Below are 12,101 nucleotides of genomic sequence, written 5' to 3' on the forward strand. Positions count from 1 at the left end.
CAGCCGTCTCAGCCAGAGCCTGACGGGCCGAAGTCCCTCACCGCGGCCGAGGTCGCTTGGGGAGACCCGGGACGCGGTGAGCGCCGCCTGGGGCCGTGCCGTCGAAGGCACGGCCCCAGGAGCGACACTCACACGTGAACGGTCGTGATCGGCAGCGAGGAGTCGGCGGGGATCTCCAGCGTCGACGGCGTGATCCCGGCCGCGACCAGGTTGGAGCCCAGGGCGGCGACCATCGCGCCGTTGTCGGTGCACAGACCGGGTCGGGGCACCCGCAGCCGTACGCCGGCCGCGTCACAGCGCTCCTGGGCCAGCGCGCGCAGCCGCGAGTTGGCCGCCACACCGCCCCCGATCAGCAGGTCGTGCACGTCGTACTTCCGGCATGCCTGCAGCGCCTTGCGGGTCAGCACGTCGACCACGGCCTCCTGGAACGAGGCCGCCACGTCGGGCACGTGGATCGACTGCCCGGACGCCTCGCGGGCCTCGACCCAGCGCGCCACGGCCGTCTTGAGCCCGGAGAAGGAGAAGTCGAGCGTCCCGTCGTCGATCTTGCCGCGCGGGAACGTGATCGCCGCGCCCGAGCCGTCGCGCGCGGCCCGGTCGATGTGCGGCCCGCCGGGGAACGGCAGCCCCAGCACCCGCGCGACCTTGTCGAACGCCTCGCCGGCCGCGTCGTCGACCGTCGAGCCGAGCGAGATCACGTCCGAGGCCACGTCGGGCACGAGCAGCAGGGACGAGTGGCCGCCCGACACGAGCAGGGCGATGCACGGCTTGGGCAGCGGCCCGTGTTCGAGCTGGTCGACGGCCACGTGGGCGGCCAGGTGGTTGACGCCGTAGAGGGGCACGCCGAGGCCGAGCGCGTACGACTTGGCGGCGGCCACGCCCACCAGCAGCGCCCCCGCCAGCCCGGGGCCGGCGGTGACGGCGATGGCGTCGATGTCGGAGAACTTCAGGCCTGCCTCGGCCAGCGCGGCCTCCACGGTCGGCGTCATGGCCTCCAGGTGGGCGCGCGAGGCCACCTCGGGCACCACGCCGCCGTAGCGGGCGTGCTCGTCCATGCTGGAGGCGATCGTGTTGGCCAGCAGGGTGTGGCCCCTGACGATGCCGATGCCGGTCTCGTCGCAGGAGGTCTCGATGCCCAGGACCAGTGGTTCGTCAGTCATCAAGATTCCTTCTCATCATGATCGCGTCGGTGCCGTCGTCGTAGTAGCGGCGGCGGGTGCCGATCTCCTCGAACCCGTAATGCCGGTAGACGGCCTGCGCGCGCGGGTTGTCGGCGCGTACTTCGAGGAAGATCTCCCGCGCTCCCCGGCGGCCCGCCTCGGCCAGCAGCTCGGTCAGCAGGGCGCCGCCGACGCCGGTGCCCTGGTGCTTCTCCAGCACCGCGATGGTCTGCACGTCGGCCTGGTCGACCGCGGCGGCGAGCCCGGCGTAGCCGATGATCTCGTCGTCCACGAGGGCCACCACGTAGTGGCGCGAGCGCGGCATGTCGGCCAGCTCGCCGCGCATCATGCCCTCGCTCCACGCGTCGAGCGGGAACGTGGTCCGCTCGATCGACATGACCGCCGGCAGGTCGGCCTCGGTCATCGGCCTGAGCTTCACGCCGTCACCCGCTTGGGCGCCCCGGGCACGGCGGCGTCGGGTCTGCGCAGGTAGATCGGGCGGGGCGGGTCGAGCGGCGTGCCCTCGGCGAGCCGCTCGGCCGCCAGCGCGGCCAGGGCCCCGGCGTAGGGGTATGGGGGCGCGTCGCTCTCGCCGAGGATCTCGGCGTAGAGGCCGGCGCCTGCGCCCACCACCGGCAGCCCGTCCACGGGCACGTCGGCGGGCCGGTCGACGAAGGGGCCGTCGAGTCTGGTGCGCATGTCGGCGTAGCGCGCCCAGAACACCTCTTTGCGGCGCGCGTCGGTGGCCACCAGGAACGGCTCGGCGAGCCCGCTGCCGTAGGCGACGGCGTCGAGCGTGCAGATGCCGTACGCGGGGACGCCCAGCGTGGTGGCGAGCCCCTGGGCGGTCATCAGCCCGACGCGCAGCCCGGTGTAGGGGCCGGGGCCGCTGCCCGCCACGATGGCGGTCACGTCGCGCAACGCCGCGCCCGCCTCGTCCAGCACGTGTTCGATGGTGGGAACGAGCAGCTCGCCGTGACGCCGGGCGTCGATCGTCGTGTGTTCGGCGAGCACCCGCCCACCGTCGTGGAGCGCGGCGGTGACGGCGGGTGTCGCGGTATCAAAGGCCAGGACCAGCACGGCTGTCTAGCCTACCCGCCGCGCGGCCCGCCGCCTCCAAAAGTCAAGACCAGCCCGTACGACGCTTGAGCCAGTCGAGCGCGACCACCCCTTGCGCCCGCTGGAACGCTCTGACCGTGGGCAGTCCCGGCGGGTCCGGCAGACGGCCGTGGCGGACGAAGTAGCCGCAGAGCCCGGCGACGAACGCGGTCACCGCGGGGTCGGGATCGGTGAACAGCTCGTGCGGCATGGGGCCGCCCTGCATGCCGACCGAGGGCAGCATGGCCACCAGATCGATCCAGGGCGCGCCCACGCAGGCCCACGGCCAGTCCACGACGTAGACGCGCTCGCCGCTGAGCAAGACGTTGTCGGCCCGTAGGTCCCCGTGGAGCAGGGTGCCGCCCGCCGCCCCCTCGGCCCAGCCGGACTCGAGCTCGGCCAGCTCGCCGAGGTGACGCAGCGCCCACGGGTCGAGCCCGTCGGTGTCCTCCTCCAGTAGGCGGCGCCAGCCGCGGAACGACGAGTCGAGGGCCTCGGCCACGGGCGGCGCGGCGATCGGGGCGGGGGTGAGCTCGGCCGACATCCGCCTGACGGCGTCGAGCACCCGGTCGAGCTGGTCGCGCCGCCACGGCAGCTCGGGATGCTCGCCCTCGACGTCCTCGAAGACCAGCGCGACCCAGCCCTCCAGTTCGAAGCCGGTCAGCAGCCTGGGCGCGGGCACGGAGTCCGGCAGCGCGGCGGCGATCTCCAGCTCGGCGCGGTAGATGCGGACGCTCTCGGCATTCGGCTCGGGGCCGACGGCCTTGACGAAGGCGCGCCTGCCGTTCTCCGCGCGCAGGCGGGCCGCGGCCGCCGGGGAGAAGCCGCCGGGCTGGGTGACCGCCTCGGTGACGCGCGCCCCGAGGAAGTCCTCGACCTCCGCGCGCACCTGCGGGTGCACATCGCCCCAGGGCAGGCGTACGCCGGACGCGGGCGGGCTGGTGTTCACAGTCACCCCTCCATGATCCTGGACGAGGGGAAGGGGACCGCAAACCGTTTTTCAGGCGCGTGAGGCGTACACGATGATGTTGTCCAGGTATTCGCCCTTGGCGTAGTCGAACTTGCCGCCGCAGGTGACCAGCTTGAGGCCGTCCTCCAGGTACACGCGCCTGGTGGGGAAGCTGTCCTTGTGCACCTGCTCGATGTGGTCGACCTTGAAGCTCACGACCTTGCCGTCGCTGCGCTCGACCTTGACGGTCTCGCCCTTGCGTAACTGCCTGAGCTTGTAGAACACGGCGGGGGCCGTCTTGGTGTCGACGTGGCCGATGATCACCGAGGCGCCCTTCTCGCCGGGCACGGCGCTGCCGGAGTACCAGCCGGCGACCTTCGGCTTCTCGTACGGGGGCAGCTCGACCTCGCCGTCCTTGGACAACCCGAGCTTCATGAGCGGCGCGTCGACGTCGATCGAGGGGATGTCGATGCTCTCGGGCACGATCGACGCGGTGGGCGTGGAGCCGGTCTGCATGCCCTTGCCGAACGCGACCAGCAGCAGGCCCGTGGCGGCGCCGGCGAGCACCACCCGTCCAGGGCGGGCCATCGCTACGCCTTGCGGCGCTTGACCGCGAAGCCGATGCCCGCGACCAGGGCGAGGCCGACCAGCACACCCGCGGGACCGATCGGGATCGAGGAGTCGTCGCTCGCGTCCATCCCGTACGTGCCGCCGCCGCCGGCCTTGGGCGCCTTGCTCGGCACGGTGGAGGGCACGGCCTCGGCCGCGGCGACCCTGAGGGTGGCCCGGCCCAGGTCGTTGGTGCCGTCGCACTTGACGTCGACCCGGTAGGAGCCGCGTCGGACCGTTCCCGAGACCTGCGCCTCGCCACGCACCCAGGGCGAGCCGTTGGCGGGCGTGGCGGTCGCGGTGGGGGTCGCCGTGGCCCCGGCAACGGGGTTGAGCACGACCCCGTTCACGAATGCGCGCGAGGTCCCGGTGCCGGTGTGCGCCGGGCCGCCGGTCGGCACGGGGCAGTTGGCCAGGATCCACACCTTGGAGGTCTCGCCCGCGGTGACGCGGTCGGGGTTGAGCTGGACCGAGATGGTCTGCCTGGTGGTCGTGGGCCGCGGGCTGCCCGTGGCGGTGGCGCTCGGGGCGGTGGCGCTCGGAGCGGCGGTGCCGCTGGCTGTGGGGGTGGGCGTGGCTGTGCCTGTTGGATTTGTCTCGGCGGAGGCCGTGCAGCCGGTCAGACCGACCATCACGATGGCACCCGCATACGCGACTCGCCTGACCCTGAGCACCGGCCGCACCCCACTCCGCCGTCGTACCACCCAGCATCCATCAGAAATATGGATGTCGCCCCTCCTGATACCCAGAAAATCTGGGCCAATCCCTGACCAACGATCATGATTTATGTCTTTGGCCTGGTACGTCAAGGGTGCCAGTATTGCCGAAAATTGACGGCTGTTTTAGCCTTCCAGCGGCTCAGACGGCGTGTCGGCCCATCTCGGACCCACTCCGCGCAGGGTGACAATGCGGGCCTCCTCGCCCGCCTCGCGGTCGATGTGGATCTCCAGCCGGTCGTCGGCCAGCCCCTCGACCAACCCCTCGCCCCACTCCACGACGGTGACGGAGTCTTCCAGCGAGGCGTCCAGGTCGAGGTCGTCGACCTCCAGGTCGCCGCCGAGCCGGTAGGCGTCCACGTGCACGAGCGGCGGCCCCTGGCGCAGCGAGGGATGCACCCGGGCGATCACGAACGTGGGCGAGGTGATCGGGCCGCGTACTTTGAGCCCTTCGGCGATGCCCTGCACGAGCGTGGTCTTGCCGGCGCCGAGCGCGCCCGACAGGACGAGCAGGTCTCCGGCGTGCAGCAGCCCGGCCAGGCGGGCGCCGTACGCGCGCATGTCCTCGGCGGTCGCGAGCCTCACTGCATCTCCACCCTCTTGATCAGGTCGCGCAGCGCGTCGTTGACGGCGCCCGGCCGCTCCAGCTGGATGAGGTGGGACGTGTCGGGCACCTCGGTGAGCTGCGCCTTGGGCAGCGCGGCGGCGATGGCCTTGCTGTGCTCGGGCGGGGTGAGCCAGTCGCGCTCACCCACCATGATCGCGGTGGGCACCGGGTCGAGGACGTCGAGCGCGGAGAGCTTGTCGTGGTTCATCAGCGCCGGGTAGAAGTCGGCCACCACCTCGGTCGGTGTGGCCCTGATCATCGACTCGGCGAAGTCGACCACGGTCGGGCTGACGTTCTTGGAGTCGCCGAAGCCCATGTAGCGGGTCATCAGGAACGCGATGTCGCTGCCCGCGCTGCGGGTGCGGTCGACCAGGGCGCCGCCCTTGCCCAGGATCGAGACCGTGGACGGGGCGATCTTGTGCACCACCTTGGACACCATCGCGGGCAGCCCCAGCGTGAGCTCGGCCAGCTTGCCCGCCGAGGTCGCGATGAGCGCCACGCCGCGGATCTTGTCGGCGAAGAGCTCGGGGTGGCTGTCGGCCAGCGCCATGATCGTCATGCCGCCCATGGAGTGGCCGACCAGCACGCACGGGCCCGGCACGAACCGCTCGATCACCTCGGCGAGGTCGGCGCCCAGCCGGTCGATCGTGCTGTCGTCGGAGCCCGCGCGCTGCGAACGCCCGTGCGAGCGCTGGTCCCACAGCACCATGCGGTAGTTTTCGCGCAGGTCCTTGCGCTGGTAGTGCCAGGACTCCAGGTTGAGGCAGTAGCCGTGGCAGAAGACAACGGTCAGCTCGGCGTCTTCGGGCCCGTCGATCTCGACGTGCAACGCTTTCCCGTCCGAGGTGATGAGCGTGCGCTCCCTGCCCCGCAGCTCGCCGAACGGCTCGCTGGCCTCGGCGTCGGGGCGCAACCTGATCCGGCCGACCGCGTACCGCTTGGCCAGCGCCGCCGCCGCGACGCCGGCGGAAGCCGCACCGACGAGCGCGCCGGCGATGCCTACCCTGCGCCGTGTTGTCGTCGTCATCTCCCCGATCCTTCTCCGCTCATGCCCGACGCGAAGTGCCCGTCGTCACTCCGAGCGCCTGTGCTCGTAGACCCGCGGCACGCGCGACCCGATCCTGGTCACGATCTCATGCGTGATCGTGCCGAGATTATCCGCCCACTCCTGAACGGTCGGCTCGCCCCCGTCACCGGGCCCGAACAGCACGACCTCGTCGCCCGCCGACAGGGGGTCGTCGCCCATGTCGATCATGAACTGGTCCATGCACACCCGGCCCGCGATCAGCCTGCGCCGCCCGCCGGCCAGCACCTCGGCCCGCCCCGTCGCGTGCCTGAGGATCCCGTCGGCGTATCCGAGCGGCACGAGACCGAGCGTGGTCTCGCGGTCGGTGACGTACAGGTGAGCGTATGACACGCCCGAGCCCTCCGGAACCCGCTTGACCAGCCCGGCCTGCGCCACGAGCGTCATCGCCGGCCTGAGCCCGAAGTCGCCCAGCTCGGGGACGGGGCTGAGGCCGTACATCGCGATGCCGGGCCTGACCAGGTCGTAGCGGGCCTCAGGGAGCGTCACGGTGGCCGCGGAGTTGGCGAGGTGCCTGATCACGTGGGAGCCTGCCGCGCCGGCCCGCTCGGCCAGCTCCAGCGCCGTCCTGTACGCCTCCTGCTGCTGCTCGATCGACGGGTGGCCGGGGATGTCGGCGCAGGCGAAGTGGGACCAGAGCCCGACGATCTCGACGACGCCCTCGGCCTGGAGCTTCAGCGCCCCGTCGAGCAGCCCCTGCCAGGCGGCCAGCGGCGAGCCGCCCCTGCTCATGCCGGTGTCGGCCTCCAGGTGCAGCCTGGCCGTGCGCCCCGTGCGGCGGGCGGCGGCCTCGATCTCGCCGAGCAGCCCGGCGTCGGAGGCCGACAGCTCGATGTCCTGGTCGAGGGCCTCGTCCAGGGGCTCGCCCGGGGTGATGAGCCACGACAGGATCGGCGCGGTCACCCCGCCCGCGCGCAGCTCGAGCGCCTCCCGGACGAACGCCGTGCCCAGCCGGCTGGCCCCTCCCTCGATCACGGCCTCGGACGCCGGCACCAGGCCGTGCCCGTACGCGTCGGCCTTGACGGCGCCCATCAGCTCCGCGCCGCCGGCCCGCTCCTTGAGCAGGGCCACGTTGTGCCTGATCGCGGCCAGATCGACCCGCGCCTGCGCCGGTGTGGCCATCGAGGAGTACATCCTTCCAGTGTGGCAGCTCACGCGGGTGGTCGAGCGCGATTTCCGCCCCCGCCCGACGACCCGCCGCCCCTACGACGAGCGGCCCTCGCCGGTCACCGCGCGGATGGTCGCCGGCACCGCCGCGGCCACGTCGGCCGCGGTCAGAGGCGCGCCGTCGGCGGCCCGCCGCCCGGCGAGCCCGTGCAGGAACGCCCCGCAGGACGCCGCGTCGTAGCAGCTCAGCCCCTGGGCGAGCAGCGCCCCGGCGATCCCCGCCAGCACGTCGCCGGTCCCCCCGGTGGCCAGCCAGGACGTGCCCGTGACGTTCACCCTGACCGGCCGCGACTCCTCGGCCACCACCGTCGTGGAGCCCTTGAGCAGCACGGTCACGCCCAGCTCGGCCGAGGCCCGGCGGACGTGCTCCAGCCGGGCGGCCTCGATGGCATCCCGGTCGGCGCGGATGAGCCGCGCCAGCTCTCCGGCGTGCGGCGTGATCAGGACGGGCGCCTGCCGCCGCAGCAGCCCGCGGTCCCGGGCCACCAGCGTCAGCGCGTCGGCGTCGATCAGCACGGGCACGTTGGACGCCAGCACCTGGGCGGCCACCTCGTGTGCCCACTCGCCGGTGCCCAGACCCGGCCCGAGCACCCACGCCTGCACCCGGCCCACGTCCTCGATGGAGGGCCGGTCCAGCTCGGTGACCACGGCCTCCGGCCAGTGCGCGCGCACCTGCGCGACCGGCGCGCCGGGGCCCGCGTACCGCACCATGCCGGCCCCCGCCCGCAACGCGCCGCCCACGGCCAGCACGGCGGCGCCGGTGAACAGGTCGCTCCCCGCGGCGACGCCCAGCACGCCCCTGCGGTACTTGTCGGACTCGTTGCCCGGCCGCGGCAGCAGGAGGTCCACGTCGCCGCCGCTCAGCGCCGCGACGTCGGGATCGGGCAGGTAGGCCCCGAGCCCGATGTCCACCAGCTCGACCCTGCCCGCGTGCCCGGCGCCGGGATCGACGAGCAGGCCCGTCTTGTACGCCCCCATGGTCACGGTCACCCGGGCCCGCACCGCCGCGCCCTCCACCCGGCCGCTGCTCGCGTCCACGCCGCTCGGCACGTCCACCGCGACGACCGGCCCGCGGGCCGCGTTGGCCTCCTCGACGAGCGCCCGGTACGGCTCCCGCAGCGCCCCTGAGGCCCCGATCCCGACGAGCCCGTCGATGATCAGGTCCGCGCGCTCCAGGACGTCACGCTCGACGACCCGCCCGCCTGCCTGCCTGAGGGCGGCGAGCCCGGCCTCGTGCGTCTTGGACCCGGCCAGGACGGCGCCCACCCACGCCCCGCGCCTGGCCAGCCGCTCGCCCGCGTAGAGCGCGTCCCCGCCGTTGTCGCCGCTGCCGACGAGGAGCACGACGCGCCTGCCGTAGACCCTGCCCAGCAGGTCGGCGCAGACGGCGGCGAGCCCGGTGGCGGCCCGCTGCATGAGCGTGCCCTCGGGCAGCCGCGCCATCAGCTCGTGCTCGGCACCCCGGATCTGGTCTGCGGTGTAGGCAGTGTTCATGGCCTCACTTCGTTCGGCTGCTCGGTCGCCATATGCCGCCGGCACTCCCTCGCGGTGTTCATGGCCTCACTCCGTGAGGCGCGCTCGGTCGCCATACGCCGCCGCCTTCCCCCGCTCTGGTCGCTTCGCTCCCGCCACTCCTCCAGGCGACGGCACTCCCTCGCGGTGTTCATAGCCTCACTCCGTGAGGCGCGCTCGGTCGCCATACGCCGCCGCCTTCCCCCGCTCTGGTCGCTTCGCTCCCGCCACTCCTCCAGGCGACGGCACTCCCTCGCGTTCATGACCTCAGAAGCTATCCCTCCGCGATCACATAGGCCACGGCCACGCCCGCGTCATGGCTGAGCGAGACGTGCCAGCGCTTGACCCCGAGGTCGTAGGCGACCTCCGCGGCCTTGCCGGTGATCCGCAGCTCGGGCTTGCCGCGCTCGTCGCGGCGCACCTCGGCCTCCAGGTGGGCCAGCCCCCTGGGCGCGCCGAGCGCCTTGGCCACCGCCTCCTTGGCGGCGAACCTGGCGGCCAGCGACCGCACCGGCAGCTCTATCTCGGTCTCGGTGAACAGCCGCTCCTTGAGCTGAGGCGTGCGCTCCAGCGCCGCCTCGAAGCGGTCGATGTCCACGACGTCAACGCCGATGCCAAGGATCATCACCCCAGCGTACTCAGAACAGCCCGCGCTCCCACGGACCCCAGATAGCGAATGACCTGCCCTGTTTCGCCTGGACGTTGACGTACAGGGTGTGGCCGCCGGGCCCGAACGTCGAGCCCGCGAACTCCGCCCCGGCGTCGTCGGGGATCGGCTCCAGGCGGCAGAAATCGAAGACCTCCCCCGATTTCGTGAGCCCGCGCAGGTAGTTGTCGCCGTCGCCGTCCTCGCACAGCACGAGCGTGCCGCGCCGGCTGGCCGTCACGTTGTCGGGCAGGTCGAGCACCGACGAGCGCGGCGACTCGTAGGCGAGCCTGAGCCGCCCGCTCCACGTCTCGTACGCCCACACCTGCCCCCGCCCCTTGCCGAACCCGGAGGGCGGCGTGTCGCCGGGCGCGGTGGCCCCTCCCTGGGTGGAGACGAAGTACACGACCCCCTGGTGGAAGACGGCCCCCTCCAGCCGGGAGAAGACGGCGGCGCCCGCCTCGCGCCCCTGCGTGCCCACGGCCTGGACGGCGTCGTCGTAGGCGGGCCTGCCGGTGAAGGTCGGGTCGGGGTCCTCGATGTCCATCCAGACGGTCTGGTACGCGGCCCCGGGCTGCTGCCCCACGGACAGGTCCTTGCGCTTGGCGCCCTTGACGGCCAGCATCTGCAGCCGCCCGCCGTCGAGCAGCCGTCCGGCCTGGACGGGGTGCTTCGGCGGCAGGTACCGGTAGAAGCCTGAGGGGAAGGAGAAGTTGTCCTCGGTCATGTAGAGCGCGCCCGTCGAGGGGTCGAACGCCACCGACTCGTGCGGGAACCGGCCGGCCGACTTGATCGGCCTGGCGGTGGCGGCGCGGTTGACCGGCACCTCGAAGATGTAGCCGTGCTTGCGCGTGAGCTTGGAGTTGTCGCCGCCGGAGAAGTCGTCGGCCACGTCGGGGCCGTTGACCGTCTCCTCGCAGCTCACCCAGGCCCGCCATGCCATGGGGCCACCCGAGCAGTTCATCATGGTGCCGTTGAGCGAGGGGGCGGCCTGGATCACCTCTCCGTAGCGCGTGACGCGCAGCGTGGAGGTGCCGCCCCCGGCCATCGGGTCGTACGCCTTGGCCTTGTCGCCGAACGCGCCGACGGGGCCGTTGACCTCGTGGTTGCGGATCAGGATCGCGCTGTCCTTGGGGCCGGAGAACGCCGCCATGCCGTCGTGCCTGCCCGGCACGGCCGACCCGTCGCTGAACTTCTCGCCGGCGGCGCTGAACGAGCGATATTTGAACCCCTCGGGCAGGTGCAGCCGCACCTTCCCGTCACGCAGGTCGGGCACGGGCCTCAGCCGCCCGTAACCCCCCTGCGCGGGCTTCGCGCCTCCTTGCGCTCCCGCGCACGCGACCCCGGCGAAGGGACCCGCGACGGCGATCACGTTCGTGATGAAGCGACGACGGTCCATGAGACCTCCCAGCCCTGCACAGTAGCCGCCGACACATGTTCATACGCGTGGTTCGGCAAGACGGATCTTCATTCCCCGAACTGAGTCTCGGTAATCCCACGTCTTTGTCCACAGCCTGTGGATCTCGCTGCGCGCACCCGGCCATGATCCGGTTTGCCGCTCATCGCTACGCTGCCTAGGTGAACAACGGCTACGTGGAACTGAGCAGGGAGCAGTGGAGCGAGCTCCGCAAGAACACGCCCTTGACTCTCACCGCAGACGAGCTGGAAGAGCTTCGCGGCGTCGACGACCCCATCGATCTCACTGAAGTCACCGACATCTACCTCCCCCTGACCCGGCTGCTGAACCTGCACTTCACCGGGTCCAAAGAGCGCAGCAGCGTGCTGAGCGCGTTCCTGGGGCATCCCGAGCAGCGCGTCCCGTACATCCTGGGCATCGCGGGCAGCGTCGCGGTCGGCAAGTCGACGACGGCGCGGCTCCTGCACACCCTGCTGGCCCGCTGGCCCGAGCACCCGCACGTGGAGCTGATCACCACCGACAGCTTCCTCTACCCGAACGCGGTGCTGGAGGCCAAGGGGATCATGCACCGCAAGGGCTTCCCGGAGAGCTATGACCGCAGGGCGCTGGTCAGGTTCGTGGCGGAGGTGAAGGCCGGGGCGGCGGAGGTGCGCGCGCCGATCTACAGCCATCTGGAGTACGACATCGTCCCCGACGCACGCCAAGTCGTGAAAAGTCCGGATATCTTGATCATTGAGGGGCTCAACGTCCTCCAGCCGGCCCCGCCCACGTCCCTCGCCGTCAACGACTACTTCGACTTCTCCATCTACGTGGACGCCAAGGTCGAGGACATCCGCACCTGGTACGTCGACCGCTTCCACAAACTCCGCCGCACCGCCTTCGAGGACCCGAAGTCATACTTCCGCCACATCGCGGAGCTCTCGTACGACGAGGCCACGACCTTCGCGGTCAACGTCTGGCGCGACATCAACGAGCGCAACCTCGTCGAGAACATCGCCCCCACGAGGGGCCGCGCCGACCTCGTGCTCAAGAAGGGCGCCGACCACTCGGTACGGCGGGTACGGCTCCGCCAGACCTGAACACCTCCTCGAACAGGTAACGGGCGAACCTGCCCCCGCACTCCTGGTCGTCCACCG

Annotated in this window: 13 protein-coding genes; 1 reads left to right on the forward strand and 12 read right to left on the reverse strand. The window is 71.9% G+C overall.

Translation table 11 applies throughout. The annotated features are described in order from the left end of the window. Positions 1–128 precede the first annotated feature (128 nt). The 12 genes from tsaD to ACFKCF_RS13010 form a co-directional block, all read right to left on the reverse strand. Positions 129–1,160, reverse strand: a complete 1,032-nt coding sequence (gene tsaD, locus ACFKCF_RS12955) for a tRNA (adenosine(37)-N6)-threonylcarbamoyltransferase complex transferase subunit TsaD (RefSeq protein ID WP_394493325.1) — start codon at positions 1,158–1,160, stop codon at positions 129–131. Then, entirely contained in the window at positions 1,153–1,584 is a 432-nt protein-coding gene (gene rimI, locus ACFKCF_RS12960; RefSeq protein ID WP_394493327.1) for a ribosomal protein S18-alanine N-acetyltransferase, read from the reverse strand. The genes tsaD and rimI overlap by 8 nt, the downstream gene beginning before the upstream one ends. 11 nt (positions 1,585–1,595) lie before the next feature. Further along, complete coding sequence (gene tsaB, locus ACFKCF_RS12965; protein WP_394493328.1) at positions 1,596–2,240, reverse strand: tRNA (adenosine(37)-N6)-threonylcarbamoyltransferase complex dimerization subunit type 1 TsaB; 645 nt, start codon at positions 2,238–2,240, stop codon at positions 1,596–1,598. 43 nt (positions 2,241–2,283) lie between these two features. Continuing rightward, the gene (locus tag ACFKCF_RS12970; protein WP_394493330.1) at positions 2,284–3,213 is read right to left on the reverse strand and encodes an aminoglycoside phosphotransferase family protein; all 930 of its coding nucleotides are present in this window, start codon (positions 3,211–3,213) and stop codon (positions 2,284–2,286) included. Positions 3,214–3,258: 45 nt separating this feature from the next. Next, complete coding sequence (locus ACFKCF_RS12975; protein WP_394493332.1) at positions 3,259–3,795, reverse strand: class F sortase; 537 nt, start codon at positions 3,793–3,795, stop codon at positions 3,259–3,261. A gap of 2 nt (positions 3,796–3,797) precedes the next feature. Further along, positions 3,798–4,451: a hypothetical protein gene (locus ACFKCF_RS12980; RefSeq protein ID WP_394493334.1), complete on the reverse strand. Its 654-nt coding sequence runs from the start codon at positions 4,449–4,451 to the stop codon at positions 3,798–3,800. 207 nt (positions 4,452–4,658) lie between these two features. Further along, the gene (gene tsaE / locus ACFKCF_RS12985) at positions 4,659–5,117 is read right to left on the reverse strand and encodes a tRNA (adenosine(37)-N6)-threonylcarbamoyltransferase complex ATPase subunit type 1 TsaE (protein ID WP_394493336.1); all 459 of its coding nucleotides are present in this window, start codon (positions 5,115–5,117) and stop codon (positions 4,659–4,661) included. Further along, the gene (locus ACFKCF_RS12990; protein WP_394493338.1) at positions 5,114–6,166 is read right to left on the reverse strand and encodes an alpha/beta fold hydrolase; all 1,053 of its coding nucleotides are present in this window, start codon (positions 6,164–6,166) and stop codon (positions 5,114–5,116) included. Before ACFKCF_RS12990 ends, tsaE begins: the two co-directional genes overlap by 4 nt. 45 nt (positions 6,167–6,211) lie before the next feature. Next, a complete protein-coding gene (alr, locus tag ACFKCF_RS12995) occupies positions 6,212–7,345 on the reverse strand; it encodes an alanine racemase (protein ID WP_394493395.1) in 1,134 nt (377 codons plus the stop codon). Positions 7,346–7,426: 81 nt separating this feature from the next. Next, complete coding sequence (locus ACFKCF_RS13000) at positions 7,427–8,884, reverse strand: NAD(P)H-hydrate dehydratase (RefSeq protein ID WP_394493340.1); 1,458 nt, start codon at positions 8,882–8,884, stop codon at positions 7,427–7,429. 292 nt (positions 8,885–9,176) lie between these two features. Further along, complete coding sequence (locus tag ACFKCF_RS13005; protein ID WP_394493342.1) at positions 9,177–9,527, reverse strand: holo-ACP synthase; 351 nt, start codon at positions 9,525–9,527, stop codon at positions 9,177–9,179. 13 nt (positions 9,528–9,540) lie between these two features. After that, positions 9,541–10,947: an alkaline phosphatase PhoX gene (locus ACFKCF_RS13010; RefSeq protein ID WP_394493344.1), complete on the reverse strand. Its 1,407-nt coding sequence runs from the start codon at positions 10,945–10,947 to the stop codon at positions 9,541–9,543. A gap of 194 nt (positions 10,948–11,141) precedes the next feature. Between ACFKCF_RS13010 and coaA the strand changes: the two genes are divergently transcribed. Continuing rightward, on the forward strand, positions 11,142–12,044 hold the full coding sequence (gene coaA, locus ACFKCF_RS13015; RefSeq protein ID WP_394493397.1) for a type I pantothenate kinase: 903 nt from the start codon (positions 11,142–11,144) through the stop codon (positions 12,042–12,044). Positions 12,045–12,101: the final 57 nt, after the last annotated feature.

It is taken from the genome of Nonomuraea sp. JJY05, from assembly GCF_043496855.1.
GTDB lineage: Bacteria > Actinomycetota > Actinomycetes > Streptosporangiales > Streptosporangiaceae > Nonomuraea.

What these genes read in the sequence shown, in the direction of transcription:
- tsaD (WP_394493325.1), bottom strand. Translation starts at nt 1,160, where the DNA reads ATGACTGACGAACCACTGGTCCTGGGCATCGAGACCTCCTGCGACGAG.
- rimI (WP_394493327.1), bottom strand. Translation starts at nt 1,584, where the DNA reads ATGACCGAGGCCGACCTGCCGGCGGTCATGTCGATCGAGCGGACCACG.
- ACFKCF_RS12975 (WP_394493332.1), bottom strand. Translation starts at nt 3,795, where the DNA reads ATGGCCCGCCCTGGACGGGTGGTGCTCGCCGGCGCCGCCACGGGCCTG.
- ACFKCF_RS12990 (WP_394493338.1), bottom strand. Translation starts at nt 6,166, where the DNA reads ATGACGACGACAACACGGCGCAGGGTAGGCATCGCCGGCGCGCTCGTC.
- alr (WP_394493395.1), bottom strand. Translation starts at nt 7,345, where the DNA reads ATGGCCACACCGGCGCAGGCGCGGGTCGATCTGGCCGCGATCAGGCAC.
- ACFKCF_RS13000 (WP_394493340.1), bottom strand. Translation starts at nt 8,884, where the DNA reads ATGAACACTGCCTACACCGCAGACCAGATCCGGGGTGCCGAGCACGAG.
- ACFKCF_RS13005 (WP_394493342.1), bottom strand. Translation starts at nt 9,527, where the DNA reads ATGATCCTTGGCATCGGCGTTGACGTCGTGGACATCGACCGCTTCGAG.
- ACFKCF_RS13010 (WP_394493344.1), bottom strand. Translation starts at nt 10,947, where the DNA reads ATGGACCGTCGTCGCTTCATCACGAACGTGATCGCCGTCGCGGGTCCC.